This is a genomic window from Neorickettsia sp. 179522 (genome assembly GCF_001593535.1).
Taxonomy (GTDB): Bacteria; Pseudomonadota; Alphaproteobacteria; order Rickettsiales; family Anaplasmataceae; genus Neorickettsia; species Neorickettsia findlayensis.
Genome location: NZ_LNGI01000001.1, coordinates 379,307 through 400,425, shown reverse-complemented (window position 1 = coordinate 400,425; position 21,119 = coordinate 379,307). Strand labels below are relative to the sequence as shown.

General features: G+C 39.3%; 18 protein-coding genes and 1 tRNA gene. 10 read left to right on the top strand and 9 right to left on the bottom strand.

The annotated features are described in order from the left end of the window. Positions 1-2 precede the first annotated feature (2 nt). A complete protein-coding gene (metK, locus tag AS219_RS01940; protein ID WP_231861827.1) occupies positions 3-1,241 on the bottom strand; it encodes a methionine adenosyltransferase in 1,239 nt (412 codons plus the stop codon). Between the two features lie 9 nt (positions 1,242-1,250). Here metK and folK point away from each other — a divergent pair, with 9 nt between their 5' ends. Together folK and folP are read left to right on the top strand one after the other, a co-directional pair. Then, positions 1,251-1,748: a 2-amino-4-hydroxy-6-hydroxymethyldihydropteridine diphosphokinase gene (gene folK, locus AS219_RS01935; RefSeq protein WP_231861826.1), complete on the top strand. Its 498-nt coding sequence runs from the start codon at positions 1,251-1,253 to the stop codon at positions 1,746-1,748. A 297-nt stretch (positions 1,749-2,045) separates the two neighbouring features. Continuing rightward, positions 2,046-2,834: a dihydropteroate synthase gene (folP, locus tag AS219_RS01930; RefSeq protein WP_231861825.1), complete on the top strand. Its 789-nt coding sequence runs from the start codon at positions 2,046-2,048 to the stop codon at positions 2,832-2,834. Positions 2,835-3,073: 239 nt separating this feature from the next. Here folP and AS219_RS01920 read toward each other — a convergent pair whose 3' ends face one another. The 4 genes from AS219_RS01920 to pstA all read right to left on the bottom strand — a co-directional run bounded on the left by AS219_RS01920 (position 3,074) and on the right by pstA (position 6,523). Beyond that, entirely contained in the window at positions 3,074-3,844 is a 771-nt protein-coding gene (locus AS219_RS01920) for a thiazole synthase (protein ID WP_067979375.1), read from the bottom strand. A 299-nt stretch (positions 3,845-4,143) separates the two neighbouring features. Further along, positions 4,144-4,299 (bottom strand): twin-arginine translocase TatA/TatE family subunit, encoded by a 156-nt coding sequence (gene tatA, locus AS219_RS01915; protein WP_067979372.1) that lies wholly within the window; start codon positions 4,297-4,299, stop codon positions 4,144-4,146. Positions 4,300-4,311: 12 nt separating this feature from the next. Next, positions 4,312-5,325: an ABC transporter ATP-binding protein gene (locus tag AS219_RS01910; RefSeq protein ID WP_067979369.1), complete on the bottom strand. Its 1,014-nt coding sequence runs from the start codon at positions 5,323-5,325 to the stop codon at positions 4,312-4,314. Between the two features lie 4 nt (positions 5,326-5,329). Next, positions 5,330-6,523 carry a phosphate ABC transporter permease PstA gene (gene pstA, locus AS219_RS01905; RefSeq protein WP_067979366.1) on the bottom strand — a complete coding sequence of 398 codons (1,194 nt, stop codon included), beginning with the start codon at positions 6,521-6,523 and terminating at the stop codon, positions 5,330-5,332. A 270-nt stretch (positions 6,524-6,793) separates the two neighbouring features. On the opposite strand from pstA, the gene AS219_RS01900 reads away from it, so the two are divergent. Next, positions 6,794-7,762: a Mur ligase family protein gene (locus AS219_RS01900; protein WP_067979363.1), complete on the top strand. Its 969-nt coding sequence runs from the start codon at positions 6,794-6,796 to the stop codon at positions 7,760-7,762. A gap of 467 nt (positions 7,763-8,229) precedes the next feature. Here the strand turns inward: AS219_RS01900 and aspS are convergent, their stop codons facing one another. Continuing rightward, positions 8,230-10,026, bottom strand: coding sequence for an aspartate--tRNA ligase (aspS, locus tag AS219_RS01895; protein ID WP_067979360.1), 1,797 nt, complete (start codon positions 10,024-10,026; stop codon positions 8,230-8,232). A gap of 313 nt (positions 10,027-10,339) precedes the next feature. Between aspS and AS219_RS01890 the strand changes: the two genes are divergently transcribed. The 5 genes from AS219_RS01890 (at position 10,340) to AS219_RS01870 (ending at position 14,256) form a co-directional block, all read left to right on the top strand. Next, positions 10,340-10,412 (top strand) — tRNA-His (locus AS219_RS01890). 47 nt (positions 10,413-10,459) lie between these two features. Then, on the top strand, positions 10,460-11,977 hold the full coding sequence (locus AS219_RS01885; protein ID WP_067979357.1) for a leucyl aminopeptidase: 1,518 nt from the start codon (positions 10,460-10,462) through the stop codon (positions 11,975-11,977). A gap of 59 nt (positions 11,978-12,036) precedes the next feature. After that, positions 12,037-12,615 carry a phosphoribosylglycinamide formyltransferase gene (gene purN / locus AS219_RS01880; protein ID WP_067979353.1) on the top strand — a complete coding sequence of 193 codons (579 nt, stop codon included), beginning with the start codon at positions 12,037-12,039 and terminating at the stop codon, positions 12,613-12,615. Between the two features lie 136 nt (positions 12,616-12,751). After that, complete coding sequence (locus tag AS219_RS01875) at positions 12,752-13,291, top strand: c-type cytochrome (RefSeq protein ID WP_067979350.1); 540 nt, start codon at positions 12,752-12,754, stop codon at positions 13,289-13,291. Positions 13,292-13,476: 185 nt separating this feature from the next. After that, positions 13,477-14,256: an alpha/beta hydrolase gene (locus AS219_RS01870; protein WP_067979348.1), complete on the top strand. Its 780-nt coding sequence runs from the start codon at positions 13,477-13,479 to the stop codon at positions 14,254-14,256. A gap of 72 nt (positions 14,257-14,328) precedes the next feature. Here the strand turns inward: AS219_RS01870 and AS219_RS01865 are convergent, their stop codons facing one another. The 3 genes from AS219_RS01865 to AS219_RS04075 all read right to left on the bottom strand — a co-directional run bounded on the left by AS219_RS01865 (position 14,329) and on the right by AS219_RS04075 (position 16,948). Next, the gene (locus AS219_RS01865) at positions 14,329-15,969 is read right to left on the bottom strand and encodes an aminopeptidase P family protein (protein ID WP_231861824.1); all 1,641 of its coding nucleotides are present in this window, start codon (positions 15,967-15,969) and stop codon (positions 14,329-14,331) included. A 201-nt stretch (positions 15,970-16,170) separates the two neighbouring features. Further along, the gene (gene dnaQ / locus AS219_RS01860) at positions 16,171-16,857 is read right to left on the bottom strand and encodes a DNA polymerase III subunit epsilon (protein ID WP_067979345.1); all 687 of its coding nucleotides are present in this window, start codon (positions 16,855-16,857) and stop codon (positions 16,171-16,173) included. After that, positions 16,841-16,948, bottom strand: coding sequence for a zinc-finger domain-containing protein (locus AS219_RS04075; protein WP_231861876.1), 108 nt, complete (start codon positions 16,946-16,948; stop codon positions 16,841-16,843). The genes dnaQ and AS219_RS04075 overlap by 17 nt, the downstream gene beginning before the upstream one ends. A gap of 215 nt (positions 16,949-17,163) precedes the next feature. On the opposite strand from AS219_RS04075, the gene mnmA reads away from it, so the two are divergent. Both mnmA and AS219_RS01845 read left to right on the top strand, forming a co-directional pair. Next, positions 17,164-18,270 (top strand): tRNA 2-thiouridine(34) synthase MnmA, encoded by a 1,107-nt coding sequence (gene mnmA / locus AS219_RS01850; protein WP_067979338.1) that lies wholly within the window; start codon positions 17,164-17,166, stop codon positions 18,268-18,270. A 105-nt stretch (positions 18,271-18,375) separates the two neighbouring features. Beyond that, positions 18,376-21,096, top strand: coding sequence for a UvrD-helicase domain-containing protein (locus AS219_RS01845; protein WP_067979335.1), 2,721 nt, complete (start codon positions 18,376-18,378; stop codon positions 21,094-21,096). The last annotated feature ends 23 nt before the right edge of the window (positions 21,097-21,119 follow it).

Sequence of the window (21,119 nt, the reverse complement as noted above, 5' to 3'; positions counted from 1 at the left end):
GATCAACTTACTTCCTCTTTTACCTTTTTCAGTCTCTCTTGTATTACAGGAACTAGATCAAGATCTTCCCATTTGAAAGACATATCCATAGGACTATATGAATGACCAAAATGTCCCATTAGAGATGTTTTTAGATAGATCGGCCTATCTAAATGAAGAAGCATAGATATCCCTAAAGGAGAAAAATCCACTCTATCGCTGACCAAAGAAAGAATCTGTTCCTTTTCGTGGGTAGTAACTCCAGGTATAGAAATTTGCGCACTTAATGGAGCGTCCATACCAATTGCATAACACAACTGTACAACACATTTGCTTGCTGCACCTGAAAAAACTATATTTTTTGCAATGTAGCGTGCAAGATAAGCTGCAGAACGATCAACTTTTGTTGCATCCTTACCAGAAAATGCACCACCACCGTTCGGAACCATACCTCCATAAGTGTCCGCGACTATTTTTCTCCCAGTCAGGCCACAATCGCCTTTAGGACCACCTATTGTAAACGGACCAGCAGGATTAATAATGACCTTATCTGCTGATAAAGACCAGTCTTTAGGTAAAGCAGAAATTATTTTCTCCAACAATATATTTCTAACATCTTTTGTTGACATCCCTGCTGGATGCTGTACTGATACAATCACATTAGCAACATCAACCGGTCTCCCATAACAATCATATTCAAGAGTAATCTGACTTTTTCCATCTGGCCCAAAGAGAGGATTTTCTCTTACAACACGAACGATTTCTCTCGCATAATACACTGGGGCCGGCATACCAACTGATGTCTCATCAGTTGCGTATCCAAACATGATACCCTGATCACCAGCACCTAACTTAGCTGAACGTCGAAGACCCGCAGAAATTTCAGGAGACTGTTCATGTAAAAGGTTGACTATTTCCAAAGATTCCCAGTCCAGCAAATGTTTTTCGTATCCTATATTTTTTAAAAACAAGCGAATCTTTTCCTCCAGTTCTGCAGCGGTAACTTCTGGAGCATAAACTTCACCCGCTACGATAATCTTGTCTGGAGTCACCATTGTCTCAGCTGCTACCCTAGACGAAGGATCTTTTTGAAGATAGGTGTCCAAAACCAAATCTGAGATCTGGTCAGCTATCTTATCAGGATGACCAGGTAAAACCGCCTCACTGCTAAAATATCTGAACCCAAAGTGCATAAAAATATAGAAAAATCTTTCATATTTCAAGGACGCATTATACAATACCGCTCTGCGCTTTTCCATCATGATCCACTGATGACACTTCAGGGAAATTTAGTGGTACTCGGTCTGGGTTCAAATATAGGGGATACAAAAAAGAATATCCTAGATGCAGTAAAAAGATTGCCCGTAACAAGAAAAATACTTTCTTCAATAATTAAAACGAAAGCACTTCTCACAAAAAATGCCCCTAAAGAATGGAACATGGACTATCATAATGCTGTTGTTATTGGAAGAGCGCTCTTCGGGCCATTCGAGACACTAAATCGTCTCAAAAAGATAGAAAAGCAGATGAAAAGGATCAAATTAGGTAAGTATTCTCCCAGAATTATAGATATAGACATCTTGTTTTGGGGCAAAGCTATCCTGCTCGAAAAGCAACTCAGGATCCCGCACAAAGAAATTCTGAATCGCTACTTTACGCTCAAACCAGCAGCAGAAATAGTGCCATTTCTGCTTCATCCGATCTACAAAATAAACGTGAGGCAGGCTTTGCTTAATCACAATAGAACAACTAGAAGGAATTTTACTTAGTTAAGATCATGTTAATCGATAAATTGAAGATGCAACGTTTATACATCGGTTAAAAGAATATTAATTTTAGCATATATAACGTTGTCATATCCTTAGAATCTTCAAGTTTACTATCACAGTAGTAATTCACTTCACTTATCCAAATATTTTACCTCAATAAAGCATAGACATAGTTATAATTATGACTAATCTGAATCTGTAATTTTTTTTTGCTCGACGAAGCACAATTGTTGATTCAACTCGATCAGAACATATAAAATTAGGACTCTTAGTGGGGTTTTTGCATTGTAATTTGGGGTGGTGAGATCAAAAATCGTTGGAACTTTAAACATTACTCCGGATTCATTCTTTGACGGAGGAAAATTTTTTGAGAAGGATAACGCTATAAGGCACGCACTGCACATGATACGAAATGGTGCTGATATAATAGAGATGGGTGCGGAGTCAACAAGGCCCGATGCAGAACCAATTTCACAGAGGGAAGAAATAAACCGTCTGGACGGAATTTTGCAGGAAGTAGTAGCGCTGTGTAAGAAACATGGTACCGTCGCAGCAATTGATAGTTACAATCCAGAAACGGTGGAATTTGCTGTAGAAAACGGCGTTACATTTGTTAACAGTCAGAAAAACGTTGAGGAAGTAGCAAAACTACTCGTTAAAAAGGACAAGGTAGATTTTCCACTGGTGCTCGCTCATGCATTAACTATCCCGGTAAAAAGGGATCTCAACCTTCCAGATAATGTGGATGTCATTGAGACTTTAAAAATATGGTTTGAAGAAAAATTAGCACTTTTAGAATCGATAGGTATACCAAGGAAAAGCATCTTACTTGACCCGGGTCTAGGCTTTGGGAAAACGAATCAGCAGTGCTATACCATTGTGAAGAATATAGAAAGTCTAAGATGTTTCGTCTTGCCAATTTTTGTTGGTCACTCAAACAAGAGACTTGTTAAGTACCTAAATGATCAATGTCCCGGTGTGAATTTCACACTTCCTATATCTGCTATCTTATTTGCAAAACAAGTTGAATACATAAGGGTTCACCTAGTCAAAGAGCATCACGTGCTGCGTTCGCATTTTTTTTGAATCGTTGCATTAAAACCCTTGCCTAATGAAGGCCGCTCCAAAAAAGGTGTACTGGAATGAAAGAGCCGTCGCTTTTGCAAAAATAGCAGGGCGAAATACATCAAAATCATTAATGCTCTGGATCGAAAGTTGATGGTAGATCATTCCATGCAATGTTTTGAGGGGCAATGCACCAATTTCACCATTCAAAGAACCTCAAATCCTTTTCTGGATAACAAGGGATACGTCCAACAAGCAATTCAAACTACAGCTGAGCTGTCTGATGAGGGAGAAGCAAATTGTTGAAGTGGTATCCTGCCAGCTAGGTAACCTAACCTGCCAGCACGAACAGCATATTTCATTGCCTTTGCCATCTGAACTGGAAAACGCGCTTTTGCTATTGAAGTATTTATAAGAACCCCATCACAACCAGCTTCCATTGCTATTACAGCGTCTGATGGAGTACCGACCCCAGCATCGACTATTACTGGAACATTAGATTGCCTTACAATAACCTTCAAATTAAAAAGGTTCTGTATCCCCAAACCGGAGCCTATCGGCGCTGCAAGCGGCATAATCGCAACCGCACCACTTTCTTCTAGCCTTTTACACATTATAGGATCATCATTACAGTACGGCATAACATGAAATCCTTCTCTAGCCAAAATTTTGACTGCTTTTAGTGTTTCCTGCATATCTGGATAAAGAAACTCTTTCTCCGAAAAAACCTCTACTTTAACAAGGTTCCAGCCACCTATTTCTCTTGCCAGAGCTAGATGTCGAAGTGCTTCTTCCGCAGTAAAACAGAACGCGGTATTAGGAAGATAAGTATATTTTTTAGGGTCGAGATGATCTTGTAAACTTTCACGTTTACTATCAGTAATGTTCACCCTTTTTAGGGCAACCGTGACCACCTCAGCACCAGAAGCCTCTATTGCCTCAACAGTTTCACTGAAGCTCTTGTACTTACCAGTACCAACGATCAAACGAGAAGCGAAACTTCTTCCCGCAATTTCCAAATGGTCAGACATAAACGCTAGGACCTCAAGCCAATTTAGTCAACTTAGTGATTTCACAAGATTATCAACTAAATGAGATCTAAGACAAGCTTTTTCAAGACCTAGCTACTTAGAATAAGCTAGAGCAGGCAACTTTACAGCGAATGAAAAATGAACAACCCGCTAACCGGCATCCGCAAACTAAACGGTTCGAATACAAGAAACAACTGCAACCAATCAAGCAATAAACAGCACCGGTCGCAAAAAGTCCAAACTTATTTTGGGGTGGCAAAGCAAAAGTCGCCTTGCCACCAGAATAAAAACGAAAGACGCTAACGTTCCGCTTTTTTCTCAGAATCTTTCAACTCTTCTCTTAGCGTCCTAAGTCCTCTACCTACGTCTGAGATGACCTGAGGCAACTTTCCAGCTCCAAAAAGAACAAGGATTATAAGAAAAACAAGCAATATCTGCCAGGGCCCTAATGACATACAACCTCCTTATCAATCAAAAAAAATTAGACCTTTATGATCTAATTGGAGAAAGATTTTATCATACTTTTTTGGCAAAATATCAACGGAGCCCTGTACCCAGTAATTTTTTCCAGATAATTCAACATTGAACATTTTAGAAAAACTTCTTACCTTACAGACTGTTGCCTCACGCCCTTCTCCGGACAAACACACTCTTATACCGCATGGTCTGATATAAGCATTTTTTCTTTCAATATCAGGAAATTCTCCTTTTAATTGATAACTTCCAAAATCACAGCAAAACCTATTTTTAATAATTTGCCCTTCTACCACATTAATGATACCAAAGAATTCGGCCGTCTTTTTATCCGTCGGACTATTGTACACTTCTTCAGCGACACCCTGCATAACCACCCTTCCTTTATCCATCACAACTATGCTGTCAGAAATTTCTAACGCTTCATAGGGATCATGTGTCACGATAACGGTGGTAAGATTTTGGCTACTGATTAGAGAAATCATATCTTCTCTTATTTTTGCCCGTAGAGTGGTATCCAAATTCGAAAATGGTTCGTCCAACAAAAGAACGTCAGGAAACTGTGCAAAAGCTCTAGCCAGTGTGACAAGTTGCTGCTGTCCCCCTGAGATTTGAAAAGGCAATGCACCACTGTACCTTGTCATTCCAACTAACTCAATCATTTCTTCAGCGACCCTACCCTTCCCCGTCTTTTTTAAAGCAAAACGGACATTCTCAAGTACAGTCTTATTTGGAAAAAGCGAAGAGTGTTGAAAAATCATTGCAATATTTCTATCCTCAGTCGGGACAGAAATTCTCCCCACGTGATCAAAGACTGTTCTGTTTAAAATCTTTATGACACCAAAAGAAGGATTTTCCAGACCAGCTATTAACCGTAAAAGCGTTGACTTCCCACTTCCTGATTCACCAACCAAACAAATGATTTTCCCCCTAGAACATTCAAAACAAACTTTCTTTATGGAAAAATGCTCATAGGAATGCGAAATGTCTTTCAGAGACAAACTCATAGTATTAGTGGAAATCGTAATGAAATACCTTTTTAATAAAGTGAACCATAAAGTTCAGCATCAGAAGCAAAAGTAAAAGCACAAGCACCATAATGGAAGTCTTTTCGTTAGTTGAAACATCAGGACTAGTTGCCCATATATAGATCTGCACTGCAAAAACATTTGCTGGCTCCCTGATACTTTCTGGAATGCTACCTACAAACGCAACCATTCCTATCATCAATAAAGGTGCGGACTCACCTAAAATTCTCGCAATTCCTAAGATGGTTCCAGTCATTATACCTGGCATTGAAAGCGGTAACACGTGATGTAGGATGACTTGAACTTTTGATGCACCTAAAGCAAACGCGGCTTGCTTTATATTACCAGGTACGCTCCTGATCGCATGCAAAGAAGAAGTCACTATAATAGGAAACATTATGAATGCTAATGTCAGTCCTCCAACTAGAGAGGAAGATCGAGGCAAACCAAGAAAATTGATGTAAAATGTTAGGCCGAGTATACCAAATACAATCGGCGGAGTAGATGAAAGATTATTAATACTCACTTCAAGAACTCTCGTGATATTGCTTCTACTGCTGTATTCACCAAGCCATAAAGCCGTTAGAACTCCAATAAGGAAAGAAACCACCAAGCTCACAAACACGGTATACAAAGACCCGATTAGTGCACCTACTATGCCAGCTTGGCTACTGTCTCTAGAATCAGGATTAATGAAAAGTTTATAATTGAACACCTTTTTTAAAAGTCCGTGCTCAGCAAAATACTGGACAACCTTTTTCATTCCCGGACTACCGGAACGTCCATATTTATGCACTGTATCCGCTTCACCTGAGATTGTTGTCCAAACCTTTTTTTCCCCAATATTTAATGCTCCTAGCACTTCGTCTACCGCGTAGTGACTAAAAAAATTCATTACTACAAAAGGGTCTTCTTCCCAGGGAAGCTGCTCTTTTAAATATCTTACGAGCTTTTCCCGTATCTCGTAACGCAAGTCACCATATGCAATGCCTACCTTCTCTATGTCAATTTCGAACTTTGTCTGCTGAAGAGCTTTGTACGCTCCCGAAAAAGTATTAAAGAGGAGTACAAAGAGAAAAACTACTGGCAGAAAAGCGCAAAAAACGCATACAAACGAGAAAAACTTGTTGATAAAACTACGCGTATTAAGCCTCAAACGAAGGTAATTTATGTTCATTACAGACAAATTTTTCTGGAACTTCCATTATAGCTTTACAAACGAAATGAACTCAAATTTAATCAACAAAAAACAGGTGATACCACCTTTCCAAAGTACATAAAATAAATATTCCTAATAAAATTGATATATTATGCCTTTGATTCTATATTTAAGTGAGTTTATTGTGTAAATATTATGTTAAATATAAAAAAAATAAATGATTTTGCTTTACTTTTATCGCAAAATACCTAATATCTGCTACCAGTACGTGACCAATAGGTACTGCTTATGTTATTAACTGCGGATCTCATTAGAAGCATTCTAAAGGCAGAGCTGATTTGTGAATACCAAGCAAAAATTGATATCTCAAGAAGCAAGTTTTCAGTGGATTATGAGAAAATTGGAAAGGACGAAATATTTATTGCGACAGACACAAAGAACCAGGATACCCACCGTCTTATAGAGACCGCATATTTGAATGGAGCATTGGCAATAATTACGAGAAAGGATACCGTATGCCCAAAAGTTCCGATTCCTATCATTAAAGTTGATGACCCGTTGCGAGCAATGGAAAAATTAGCTGCAATTCTAGTAAGAAATTATCAACCAATTGTTATAGGCATCACTGGCAGTAGCGGTAAAACCTTAACAAAAAACATGGTCGTCGCACTACTCAACAACTACGGCAAAACCTGCTACAACAAAGATGGTGCTGGAGATTTTCCGGGTTTCACTTTAGGTATATTAAACGCAGATTTCCCGTGTAAGTTTTTAGTTTTGGAAGTTAATACAATTCAAAGTGGAAACGTTGATCTGTTTAATCAAATCACACTTCCAAAAGTAGGAGTAATCACCGACATCAGATGCCACACAGCTAGGTCGATAGATTTGAAAAGCTCCACTATAAGAGAAAAAGCAAAAATTTTCCAAAACGGGTGTGCAGCTGTGATTAACTTCGATGCTCCTTACACCGAATTACTCATCCAGGAAGCAAGAAAAAGCAAATCAACAATCATCTCGTTTGGGAGAAAGGAAAATTGCGATGTCAGATTGCTTGACTATTCAAATCATACTGCTGCAGTGAAGATAGGTAAGTCACAAAAAATATATAAACTATTCGATTATAGCCAACATCTTATAGGCGCTATACTTCCTGCAATAGGCGTAATGAAGGCTTTAAAAGTAAAGGTTAGTCACAATGTTCTAAATAATACTCTCTCTGTTTTTCAATCCAAAGACGTATTAGAAACGACATGATCGCTCTATGGATGAAATAGACAGCTGCCATTTCAATAGCACTGGAAACACAAACTATGACCCAGTCACATCTCTAATAGATTCCCTAAAGGGAATATACTAGCAAAAACTGTTGTTGCAACAAAAATCAGACAAACAACAAAAGAAGTATATAAGAAGCTTGCTGGATATATTGAAAGAGTGAAACAATTTTACCTTGCTCGGCAGTAAGTGTTATCGATAATGACCTTGTATAGAGCACTCTCTTTCATAGAAGCAAAAGAAAAACTAAGGAGAATCTTGTGACTGCAACAATATAGTCACAATTGCTAGTTTTTAAGACTCTAATCTGGGTAGCCTGGCAAAAATGCTTTTGAAACAGCAAGAAGAGCAGAACCAGCAAGCCAGCTGATTTAATAAGAAACCAAAAAAGAAAGTACATTCCTGTACTTCCGTGTCTGGTTAAAATACCCGGTGTTAGTACGTCACTACTCTACCAATTTGATCCCACACTCAAGTAACCTTTCTGTCTCTACAGGAGAAGGAGCCCTCATGAGTTGGTCTTCACACCTCTGGTTCATTGGGAATGCAATTACCTCTCTTATATTTTCCTCTTCTGCAATAAGCATAACCATTCTATCTATTCCAGGTGCTATCCCAGCATGTGGCGGCACGCCATACTGAAACGATTCAATTAAAGCACCGAAAACACGATTTACATATTCCCTATCCAGGCCAAGCATCTCAAAAGCACGGTACATTATCTCTGGCTTATGATTTCTCACAGCACCACTTGATAATTCCACCCCATTGCAAACGATATCATACTGCTGTGACACAATTTTCAGCGGATCTCCATTAAGAGCTTCCAGACCACCTTTGGGCATAGAAAAAGGATTATGAGAAAAATCTAATTTCCCAGTTGTCTCATTCAGCTCAAAATACGGAAAATCAACAATCCAACAAAACCTGTACTCCTCATTATTAACCAAAGAAAGTTCTAGCCCTAGCTTTTTCCTAATAGCACCAGAAATTCTTGTAGCTGCTTGTTCAACATCACATACGAAAAAAATTGCATCACCTCTGCTAAGACAAGCCTTTTTGGCAATCTCACTTATTTCCGCAGAAGATAAAAACTTCGCAATTGGTCCTCTAGGATTTTCCTCATCAAAACAGATATACGCTAACCCACGAGCACCAATCTCTTTGGTAGCATATTGTATCATTTCATCGAAGAACCTTCTTGGGTTATTTCCGCAATTTGGAGCGGGAATCCCACGAACAACAGCTCCTTTTTTTATTTGCTCTGCGAAAATTGCAAGTCCAGATTCCTTGAAGACAGAAGTAAAATCAGCAATTTTTATTGGATTCCTAAGATCAGGCTTATCCGTCCCATACAAAAGCATCGACTCTCTATATGGAATACGCTCAAAAGTTTCAGAAACTTTTTTGTTTGAGTACTTCGAGAAGATGTGCTTTAAAAGCCGCTCCATCAATTCGAACACTTCCTCTTGTCCCACGAAGGACATCTCGACATCCAATTGGTAAAACTCTCCAGGAGACCTATCTGCTCGAGAATCTTCATCGCGAAAGCATGGTGCTATCTGAAAGTATCGATCAAAACCAGCAACCATAAGCAACTGCTTAAATTGCTGCGGTGCCTGAGGTAAAGCATAAAACTTACCTTTGTGAATCCTACTGGGAACGATATAATCACGGGCCCCTTCCGGTGAGGTAGCAGTGAGTATTGGCGTTTGAAATTCTGTAAAACCTTCAGCTTCCATGAAGCTCCGTATTTCGGAAATAATCTTTGAACGAAGTATGATATTCTTCCTGAGTTTATCCCTCCTAAGATCTAGATACCTGTACCTCAAGCGTGTTTCCTCGGGATAAGAAAACTCAGAATCTACTTGAAGCGGTAAGGAAGCGGCATAAGAATTTACACTCCAAGATCTGACAATAACCTCTATTTTGCCATTTTGAAGCGAATCATTTATCGTTTCAGGCGATCTCGCCGAAACCACACCTTGAACTGTGATCACACTTTCACAGGAAACACATTTAAGCTGTTCAAATCCATCAATATTTTCTGAGACAACAAGTTGTATCACACCATAAACGTCCCTAAGATCAATGAAAAGAATCGCACCATGATCCCTTTTTCTAAAAACCCATCCAGCAAGCTTGACAACCTTGCCAACGTGGTTCTCTGATATTTCACCAATTCCACAATCTCTATAACTTGACTTCAGCAATCCAATCTCCATATGAAAGGCTCTTATCATCTCCTGCTGCAGGAACTGAAATACCTACACGAGTACAAAAATACTCTATTTTGTCCACCAAGGCACAGCCTAGAAGATTATATCTTCTTCCCAATGAAACTCAATCTCAAAGCCGGATCCCGGCAAGGTTTGTGTGATACTTCTGCGGTTAAATAAGAGACCCTCACCTGAATAATTACGTCAATACACAAAGCATACACTGCTGCAGCGCATTTGATCCCAGGCACCCATGGCATCGAAGTTATATGAAAATGCAGTTTGCTATGCAAAAGATGTTAAAGTATAATCCTCACTTGCTGTGACGTGCACTGTGGCGGACGTAGCTCAGTTGGTAGAGCGCCAGTTTGTGGTACTGGATGTCGCCAGTTCGAATCTGGTCGTTCGCCCGCCCTTTTTTTGGAGCTCTGCGCTTTTCTTTTTTCTAGGAGTTTTTATGGAAGTAGTTTTTTTGAGTCCGGTAGAGGTAATGCAAAGTGAGCCAGTCCTATTCAGCGGACTGTATGAGAATTCTGAGTTCTTTGGAAGAATTTCCATTTTAGATCAACAAAGCTCAACATTTATCTCCAAAAGCGTTGCTTCGAGCTCATTCACTGGGAAAATCGGCGAGAACGTTTGCATTTTTCTTAGTGATCTTGTTGAAGGTTATCCAAAGTTGCAACAACTGTGTCTCATTGGGCTTGGTAAACAAAAGGATTTTGATGCTCAAACCGCAGAGAAAATTGGTGCACAGATTGCTTCGCTCATGAAGAAGAATCATATCTCTTCTGCAACAGTGCTCTTAGACGGTTTGAAAGATGACTATGCATTGGATCTGGCTTTCGGTGCAAAAGTAAAGGACTACTCATTCGATAAATATAAAACGAAAAAAGCCGATGATAAAAGCGTAACACTGGAGCAACTTGTCATTGGAATTGAGAACTATGAGCATATCTCTTCCATTTTCAGGGATAAAGTCGAGCCACTGATCGAGTCAATTAAGTTAACCAGGGATCTGGTAAACGAGCCCGCAAACCATCTCAATCCAGAAACTTACGCTAATGCCGTGAAAGAAATTACTAAAACGGCTCCAAACTTAAAAGTTGAAATCCTCGATGAAAAGATCATGCAGAAGTTGGGCATGAACGCACTTTTAGGTGTTGGTCAAGGAAGCACATACCCATCAAAACTAGCGGTTGTGAAATACAATGGTGCAGATAAGGAAGAACCTTATGTTGCACTTGTTGGAAAAGGTGTTACCTTCGACAGTGGTGGAATTTCGCTTAAGCCAGCACGGGGAATGTGGCATATGATATCTGATATGGCTGGCTCTGCGACAGTTTTAGGTGCAATCCATGCTGTAGCAAAAAAAGGTGTAAAAGCCAATGTTGCAGCTGTACTCGGAATCGTTGAGAATGCAGTTTCAGGAATTGCACAACGCCCAGGAGATATAGTAAGGTCGGCCTGTGGGAAAACAATTGAGGTACTCAACACAGACGCAGAAGGTAGGTTGGTGCTCGCAGATGCACTCTGGTATGCACAAGAACACTTAAAAGCAAACCAAGTAATAGACGTAGCTACACTCACAGGAGCAATAGTCGTTGCTTTAGGACATGATCATGCTGGATTATTCTCGAATGATGATGTACTTGCAGAAAACCTTGTCAACATTGGAAAAAAGGTTGGTGAGAGACTGTGGAGAATGCCTATGTCAAAAAATTACGATGATCTCATGAATTCCGAAGTCGCAGACGTGAAGAACATCTCCACAGAAAATCATGGTGCAGACAGCATAACAGCAGCTCAGTTCCTAAAACGATTTATAAACGACGGAACAAAGTGGGCTCACCTTGATATTGCCGGCGTTGCATGGAATAACAGTACTTCTCATTTTTCTACCACTGGAGCTTCAGGGTTTGGTGTACGACTCCTAACAGAATTTATATCAGAATCAGCTAAAGAGCCTTCTCAGTGAACCTTTGCTGTGGCTACATCCCCGTAAAGGAAAATAAAGCTCTGTGTTTTTAGGGTTGAATGAAAAAGAAGGTCGCCATTTTCATTTCAGGCAGGGGTTCAAACATGAAATCCCTGCTGGATTTTTCGAAAAATGAAGGAAAGGAAATTTTCTCTGTTAATCTTGTCATTTCAAATAAGTCCGATGCCGGTGGCATAAGCATAGCCAATGCTTATGGCATAGAAACTCGAATTTGCACCTCAGAAGAAGAAATACTCACTGTATTGTCATATGCAAAGGTCGACCTTATATGTTTGGCTGGGTTCATGAAAATATTGAGTAAGGAGTTCATATCAAGCGTTGGGTGTAACATCATCAATATTCACCCTTCTCTACTACCATCATTCAAAGGATTAAATGCCCAAGCAAAAGCACTGGCAGCAGGAGTAAAGATCACTGGATGCACCGTACACTATGTGACCCCCGAGGTTGACGCAGGAAAGATAATTATCCAAGGTGCTGTTCCGGTGTTTGAAAATGACACCGTCGACTCACTAAGCAAGAGAATACTAAAAGCTGAGCATAAATGCTTTCCGATTGCTGTTGAAAATGTGCTGACTGACAATATGCGGGCAGACTTCATTTTTTTACAAGAATGAAATGCAAATGAAGAAATAAAACTACAAATTGTCTTATAAAAAGAATGCAAAACCTGGCTTTGTACCCATTGAAGAAATGTGGTTAATTCGTGTATCATTTCAACACGCGATACGCCTGTTGTCATCATTTTTCTTTATGAAAGATCTAGAATTTAATAAGCTTTTTGCATCTGTACTGCTGTTTGGAATAACAATTCTATCCGTAAGTAACATAGTGGACATTCTCTACCACCCCAAAGAAGTTGCGCATTACCAATATGTAGTTGCGAATGCTGAAACTCTAGACTCACAAACAAACAAATTTGATCCAGCAACCGTTGATATGGCTACTTTCTTTAAAGATGCGAATCTAGAAGAAGGTAAAAAATTATCTAAAAAGTGCGTCGCCTGTCACACCTTCGAAAAAGGTGGACACAATAAAGTTGGTCCTAATCTTTGGGATATTTTGGGAAAAAATAAAGCTCACCTGGGAGATGCATTTAAGTATTCTAAAGCTTTACTAGAAAAAGGTGGTACCTGGGATTATGGCTCAATGATATATCTACTATACAAACCATCTTCGTACATCAAGGGGACTAAAATGTCCTTTGCAGGACTTTCCAACCCTCAGGATATAGCAAATTTAATAATGTACCTGCGTACTCTCTCTGATTCACCTGTTCCCCTACCAGAGTAAACATAAAGGTTCTTTCCGAATTTTTATGTTATTGAGGGTTGAGTGGTGTGTTTTCGAGCCCTTTTGCATTTCCTATGCATGAACTCGAAACAAGAAGTTGGTAGTGTCACGGTTCTGCTCCTTTGTTGTTTTCTTTCTGCAAAAGACACGTTAAAATTACGCAGTTCTTGCAGATCGAGTATTTGATGTCTACACAGTATTTGTCTACACCAACTGGAAAAATAGCCTACCAAACCTTTGCAGGGCGCTCTGAGGATGGAATTCTTTTCATGTGCGGTCGTGCGTCAGATATGACGAGCACTAAGTCCGAGCATCTAAGACTTTTTTGCAAAGAAAATGGAATTACTTTTACTAGATTTGATTACTTTGGCCACGGGCTATCAGATGGAGACTTCCAAGATGGCAGCATAAGTATCTGGACTCAAAACGCACTTGAGGTGCTAAAAAATGTGACCGTTGGTAAGCAGATTCTCATCGGCTCGAGCATGAGTGGTTGGATGATGTTTGCGTTGGCTAAGTCCCTGCCTGAAAGAGTCAAGGGTCTAATTGGGGTTGCTGCTGCACCTGATTTTACTGAAGATCTCGATAGACAATTCACCCCCGAAACGCGTCAGAAGCTCATAGAACAAGGTTATTTTGTTTTTTCGTTTGATACTGGCAGGGAACTCCTAGTCACAAGGGCATTTTTAGAGGATGGTAAAAAAAATCTCATATTAGACAAGGAATTAAGTATTTTTTGTCCTGTTATTCTTTTACACGGTCTTGCTGATGACATTGTTTCATATCAGCAATCTATCAGGCTAATTGAGCACTTAGATGCTCCATACGGAGAGGTGCGCTTGCTTCGTGGTGCTGACCATAGGATGAATGACCCTGTTAGCCTAGCTGTTTTAGAGGAGGCGATAAGTCAGATGCGTAAGCCCGATTCTTTTCATCCTCAAAAAAGCACCATTAGCAAAAAATAGGAAGCTGTGCAGCATCATGGGCATAACTTGTTCTTTTCTGATGTGCTGTTCAGACCTTTTCAAAAAAAAGGACTAAGAGTGATGCGTCTTTCTCACTAGATTTGAATAATCTTCCAGCCATTGTGATTCACAATCGGAGAGCATGTCATGCAGTATTAGCTTCTCATCAAAATTAACAAGGGTAAGGGGAGTGAAACTTAAAAACCCATCTCCAGTGTCTTTTACATACATAAGATTCTCCAGCCTTATGCCATATTTCCCTTCGAAATAGAGACCAGGTTCATTTGAGATAATCATACCTGCTTTTAACGGAACATCACTTCCAAATGAATGAGGCCCTTCATGAACATTAAGGAAGCTTCCAACACCATGACCGGTACCATGAGCATAATCAAGCTTGTAACTCCACAAGTGAGATCTAGCCAGTGCATCCAACTGTCTGCCAGTAGTGCCAGCTGGAAATACAGCTTTAGCAAGCCCAATATGGGCCTTTAGCACAATAGTATAATGAAACTTTTGTTCTTCAGTGGGCTCACCTATTGCAATAGTACGTGTTACGTCCGTGGTACCATCAAGGTACTGAGCACCGGAGTCTACCAAATACAGATTGCCTGGCACAAACCGCAGATTGCTCTTTTTGGAAGGAGTATAGTGCACTATTGCACCGTGCGGACCAAATGCAGAAATCGTAGGAAAACTGAGCGAAAAGAACAGATCTTGCTCTTTTCTAAAACTTAGCAATACCTCTGCTGATGTTAATTCATCTGAGGAGTCATTTACTTTTAGCCAGTTTAAGAAGTTTGTTAGAGCCAAACCATCTCTTTTATGAGCTGCTATACTACCTTCAAGTTCCGTACCGTTTTTGCAAGCTCTCATAATAATCGATGGATCCTGCAAATCAGTAATTTGCACACCGCTCATTAAGTTTAAATAGTAAATATTTACGCTCTGCACATCCAGAGCTACCGATTTTAACTGGGTCAAGTAAAACTTTAATTCTTCCAAGCGCAAAACCTCTATATGGCTTTCTAACGAAGGTAGATCGTCTACCGGGCCCCGTAGAAAGATTCTAAGCAACCCATTCGAATAAAGAATAGCTCTACAACAAACTACAGGTGTATATTCAAGATCCGAACCACGTATATTTGCTAACCAGCACACAGATTCTGAATTAGAAAAAAAATAGTCATTGCCACCTATTGCGTCGATAATTTGTTTGCACTTTTCTTGACTAGACAACCCTGCATAACAAAGCGGGTGAGCCATAACCTTTCCAACAGTCGCTGTCTCTCTATCCCAGAGAAAATCAATTGGATTCCAATCCAAAGGCTGCATCTGACTCGGGAAGAACCTCAACATAATACGGTTAAGTGATCTTGAATCGTAATAAATTCTTTGAATACGATTCTCATTTATCACGCGCTCAATTTCACCCAAACTAAACTGTAGGCACGTATATATTTCAGAAACTTCAAGCTTAACCTGAATCAAATACCTGGAATCAGTAAAAAAATATGCCTTATCGCATGTAACAAGAGCTAGGGCAAATGATCCACAGAATCCAGTAAGCCATTTAAGGCGGTTATTACAAGGAAGAGGAGATTCAAGTAAAAATTCATCGGTAATAGTTATAAGAAGACCTTCTATTCCGTTATCTTCCATTATTCTCCTTAGAGCAGAGAGTTTTTCCTCGGGCGTTATCACACTAATCACAGAAAATTAAACTATGTGTTTTAGCATTACCATCCATTCTTGGATATGCACGTCATAGAAACTAATACCGTCTTGTTAAAAAGAAAATAACTCTAGACCATTTTTCAGGAGATCATAACAGACAAGGTCCGTACCAATAAACAAGTAGCGTGCATAGTCAAGAAATCTTCCTTTCAGCAGGCCCCTTTCAATAGAGGAGTCCTACTCTTCTAGCAAAATCTCGTCCCAAAGAGGATTTTTAAGACGCTTGATAAGTTCACCATGCGCAAGCGACTCTTCAGGGGTAATGATGAGCTTCTCACGTTCTTTGAGCGTTTTTTTCTCAGAACCTGCACCAGATCCATCTAAAAAGCTCATACTAACCTGACTACCCTTACTCAATTCTATGTAAACACGCGCTAAAAGCTGTGCATCCAGCAAGGCTCCATGAAATTCACGTTGCTCTAGTGAAATTTTAAATCTCTTGCATAATGCATCTAACGAAGCCGGAGAACCGGGAAATATCTTTCTTGCCATAGCAAGCGTATCTATAACATTTTCCGGTTTGATCAATCTTCTTTGCCTTGCACGCATTAACTCCGAATTGAGAAAACGTACATCAAAACTTGCATTGTGAGCAACTATATCTGATGAATCTACAAATTTCAGAAAATCATCCGCTATATCAATAAACCTTGGACTATCAGCAAGTTGTTCCAAAGTGATACCGTGTACACGAGTTGCCTCTTTTGAAATCTCACGCTCAGGATTCAGATAAATATGAAAGATTTCGCCCGTAAGACGAAAATCTACCATCTCAACACAGCCAATTTCAATTACACGATCCCCATTCTTCATATCAAGACCTGTGGTCTCAGTATCTAGAATAATCTTACGTTTCTGTGTCATCAGCTGTACCTCTGTGAACGAATATAGCACCACAGTAAGGGCAAGTAACGCGTCCATCCCTTTGCAGATCTAGATAAACAAGTGGATGCATTGAATTTTCTTCTGCGCGGCATGCAACTCTAGTGCTCGATGTATAGTGAACAATTTTCTCCATATTTAATTCCCTTTTACAACAAATGATTTCATCATTCCTACAGCACATACAATAAAGAACGAATTTCAATTGTAAAACAAGAACATATCAATTGGCTGTTAAGCAAGATCCTGATCCTGTTATAATGACCCGTTAAGTATTTGTGAAATTTAATGCAAGACCTCGTAGAAATTATCCCAGGAAGGGCATCTAATGACGTGAAAGTAATGGTTGCTATGTCAGGTGGTGTGGATAGCTCAACCGTTGCAGCTTATCTGCATAAGGCTGGCTACAAGGTCATAGGCGTGACACTACAACTTCATAGTAGTTTTACTTCCACGCAAACAAATAAAAAAACTTGCTGTGCAGGTTCGGACATATTTGATGCAAAACGGGTAGCAGCCCAATTCGGCTTTTTACACTACGTGGTCAATATGGAGGAAACTTTCAGAAAAGAAGTAATAGAAGACTTCGCAGATTCATATCTTAGAGGAGAGACTCCTATACCATGCATAAAGTGCAATCAGACAGTAAAGTTTAGGGACCTAATGAAAATCGCTAAAGATCTGTCTGTCGATGCACTTGTAACGGGTCACTATGTAAGGCGAGTATCAACAGAAAATGGTCTAGAACTGCATAGAGGAGCTGATCCCATAAAAGATCAAAGCTATTTTCTTTTCAACACTACACGTGAACAATTAGAATTTCTCCGTTTCCCCTTAGGAAATCTTAAAAAAAGCGAAACAAGAGACTTGGCCAGAAAACTAAGTGTGGATATTTCCGAAAAACCGGAAAGTCAGGATATTTGTTTCGTAAATGGAAAGTCTTATGCGGATGTGATAAAAAAATTCAGGCCAGATGCACAGAAACCAGGACAAATACTCTCAACTAGTGGAGAAGTCCTTGGCACACATAATGGAACAATTCATTACACCATTGGACAAAGACACGGCTTGCAATTATCTTCTCCTACGCCACTATACGTTGTAAAAATTGATGCTCGGAATAACATCATAATCGTTGGTACACGTGATAAATTGCAACAACGCTCACTTTACGTGAAAGAAGTAAATTGGCTTGATGCAAAGGAATTAACAACTGGACTAGAATGTGAGGTGAAGTTGCGTTCTGGGACCGATACAGTGAAAGGGTGTCTCTATCCAAGTGGTGACCTAGTAAAAGTCACCTTAGCTGAGGAACCCCAATGTGCTATAGCACCTGGACAAGCTTGCGTTATGTATCATGGAAGTAAAGTCTTAGGTGGTGGTTGGATTGTATGATCGCATCTCGCATCAAGATTCTTTTTATATTGTTTGTTAGCTATGATATGTTCCTCGAAGCTCTGTCACGATTATCTAAACGTATTGGTTGCATAGCTATCACGAATGATAGAAAAAGTTACTGATCCTCATTTTTCAATCTGGATCAATTCATCTGCCGGTTGTGGCAAGACCGCGTTACTTGTAAAGAGAGCTGTATCATTATTGGTTAACAAAGAGAAGAATATACTGTGCATAACCTTTACAAAGATAGCAACAGCGGAAATGCACAACCGCATTTTCGCCATACTAGGAGAGCTCTCTGTAATGAACGATACAGAGATGGACAAGTATTTGCTTTCCACGATTAACAGAACAGTAAAAGATCGGGATTATGTCCGGAAACTGGTATACACAGCTGACACACTTATCCAAATACAGACACTACACTCGTTCTGCTGGCAATCAATCAAAATGTGTGACCCACAACATCTTTCGAAAAAAATATATGAGGAGAACCAACACACATTCTGCAGACTGCTAGCACAATTTATTTGGGAAAGATGTCAACTTTCCATGAAAACTGCAGAAAACACAACCGAGAGAAAATTGTATGAAATGCTAGCATCATTACTAAGTAACTTTCACCTAGATTACAGACAAATTATCAAGAAACTTAAGAACGATCCACTTGAACAATTAGCAACGGAGAGCATAGATGTATTATCGGCATTCGCTGAATTTTTAGAAAGTAATCAAAACATTCCAAGGTATTATATTTCCCATAATGGAATCATAGAAACTGCGATAAACATAGAAATATGGAATACTTATGAAGTTGCTACAAAAATAAATCACATCCTGCTCGATGAAGCACAAGATAACAACCTCAAACAGTGGTATATCATCTCTCATCTTTGTAGGGATTTTCTTATAGACGAAACAAATAATAAGAGCATTTTCGTAGTTGGTGACTACAAACAGTCCATTTATGGCTTTCAGGGCGCGAGTCCCGATATATATCTTGCGTTTTACGACATACTGAAACAAAGAGATCCACAAAATAAGCTTATCCAAATTACGACATCAAAGTCCTATAGATCATCTGCAGCTATTCTACAATTCGTTGATAGCGTCTTTGAAAATGTCCAACTGTGCGCAACATCCCATGAGAGAATTAGCCATACTACGAATAGGGCTGAAGCGCCAGGCTATATAGAAGTGCTACCATTGCTACAAGGAGAAGAAATTGATGCAGAACTTCAGCTGGCAATTTCTATCAGGAAAACTATACAAAATTGGCTTCAAACTGGCAGAATACTCAAAGCAAAGTGCAGACCCGTAAAAGGAAGTGACATACTGATCCTCGTTGCGCACAGAACAAATTTAGTGGATCACATTTACACACAACTTAACGCTGCTAACATCCCAGTCAACTTTACCGGTAAATTCGCAGTAAAGAACAACCCTCTGTTTGAGCTTTTCATAAATCTGGGGAAGTTTCTGATCTATAAACACGATGATGAGGCTCTGATTGCACTTTTAAAATCTCCTATCTTTGCCTGGAACGACAATGCTCTGTTAAAGCTCAAAACCGAGAAAAAAAAGGAACGGATCTTCGAACAGATTTGCGATACAAATGCAGGAAAAGTACTCAAGAAATGGCTTAAACTATATGGCACGACTTTTGACATATATTCACAAATCCTTGATGCAAGGACTATCACTACATTATCCAAATACTATGGAAGCGAAACCCCGTATTATATTGACATCTTTTTAGACAACACGCTCGAACACGAACGTATCCATAATTTTGTTTATATTTTTTCTGGGGAAGACGCGAGTCTAAAAATCAAAAGCAACAACGAAAACGGGGTTACTATCTCAACCGTTCATGGAAGCAAAGGTACACAATCACCCATTGTGTTTATAGTGGATAGCAATTACGTACCACAAAATCGTGATATTTTCTTCTTTACCGAAGATGGAATACCTCTTCTCTCATCAGAAAACCATGTTAGAGTCGTGCAAGAAATTAGAAATGTGAAGAAGGAATCGATTCGATATGAACATCTGAGACTGCTCTATGTTGCCTTAACACGTGCAGAGGATGAATTATATATCATGGGTATCGGCAAACAGAGTAAAAAAAATTCTTGGTATGAAGCATGCAGTAATGGAATCGCAAAAATAGGCTCCCAAGATCAAGATGGATCGTATTACTATACAGATGATCTCTCGTATCCAATGGAGATAAAGGAAAGGGTAAATAAATTCTACGAAGATGACAGGCTGAGTAGAGGAACAAACAATTACACAGAGAAAAGCATAAAAGCAGTAAAAAATGAGCAACCCAATTCAGAAAACTCAAATGAACTTTATTACGAAGAAAAGGAAAAACTGGGGGAAATGATACTAGAAGATTATGCGACAAAAATCTCTGAGAGGACGTTTCAGATTATCCGCGGTGAATTAATACACAAGATTCTCGAATACATTTCGAAAATTGAAAAAACTGAAAAATGGATAGATTTGTTCCTCGAAGAATACTCCCCAGAATTATTAAACGAGCAAAAAAATGAAATCAAAAGAACGGTTTTGCTTTTTCTTAAAAAAAATCGCAACATGGGCGGCAAAAACGAAGTGGAAGTCTATTTCGATGGCAAGCTACTCAGAATGGATAATGTGGAGTTCGGAAAAGACACAATAATAATTAGGGATTATAAAACTGGAGAAGATAAGCAAGTTAGTTCCAGCATAGAAAAACAAATGCGTCTATATAAGGAAGCTATGCAAGCAATCTATCCAGAAAAAAATATAATCACTGAAATAATTTGGCTTTAAAAAGGCATAAAAAATCTTCCGAA

Bases quoted from the DNA above. Each gene is read 5' to 3' on its own strand.
- metK (WP_231861827.1), bottom strand. From the start codon at position 1,241: ATGATGGAAAAGCGCAGAGCGGTATTGTATAATGCGTCCTTGAAATAT.
- folK (WP_231861826.1), top strand. From the start codon at position 1,251: ATGACACTTCAGGGAAATTTAGTGGTACTCGGTCTGGGTTCAAATATA.
- AS219_RS01920 (WP_067979375.1), bottom strand. From the start codon at position 3,844: ATGTCTGACCATTTGGAAATTGCGGGAAGAAGTTTCGCTTCTCGTTTG.
- tatA (WP_067979372.1), bottom strand. From the start codon at position 4,299: ATGTCATTAGGGCCCTGGCAGATATTGCTTGTTTTTCTTATAATCCTT.
- AS219_RS01910 (WP_067979369.1), bottom strand. From the start codon at position 5,325: ATGAGTTTGTCTCTGAAAGACATTTCGCATTCCTATGAGCATTTTTCC.
- pstA (WP_067979366.1), bottom strand. From the start codon at position 6,523: ATGAACATAAATTACCTTCGTTTGAGGCTTAATACGCGTAGTTTTATC.
- AS219_RS01900 (WP_067979363.1), top strand. From the start codon at position 6,794: ATGTTATTAACTGCGGATCTCATTAGAAGCATTCTAAAGGCAGAGCTG.
- aspS (WP_067979360.1), bottom strand. From the start codon at position 10,026: ATGATAAGAGCCTTTCATATGGAGATTGGATTGCTGAAGTCAAGTTAT.
- AS219_RS01885 (WP_067979357.1), top strand. From the start codon at position 10,460: ATGGAAGTAGTTTTTTTGAGTCCGGTAGAGGTAATGCAAAGTGAGCCA.
- purN (WP_067979353.1), top strand. From the start codon at position 12,037: ATGAAAAAGAAGGTCGCCATTTTCATTTCAGGCAGGGGTTCAAACATG.
- AS219_RS01875 (WP_067979350.1), top strand. From the start codon at position 12,752: ATGAAAGATCTAGAATTTAATAAGCTTTTTGCATCTGTACTGCTGTTT.
- AS219_RS01870 (WP_067979348.1), top strand. From the start codon at position 13,477: ATGTCTACACAGTATTTGTCTACACCAACTGGAAAAATAGCCTACCAA.
- dnaQ (WP_067979345.1), bottom strand. From the start codon at position 16,857: ATGACACAGAAACGTAAGATTATTCTAGATACTGAGACCACAGGTCTT.
- AS219_RS04075 (WP_231861876.1), bottom strand. From the start codon at position 16,948: ATGCATCCACTTGTTTATCTAGATCTGCAAAGGGATGGACGCGTTACT.
- mnmA (WP_067979338.1), top strand. From the start codon at position 17,164: ATGCAAGACCTCGTAGAAATTATCCCAGGAAGGGCATCTAATGACGTG.
- AS219_RS01845 (WP_067979335.1), top strand. From the start codon at position 18,376: ATGATAGAAAAAGTTACTGATCCTCATTTTTCAATCTGGATCAATTCA.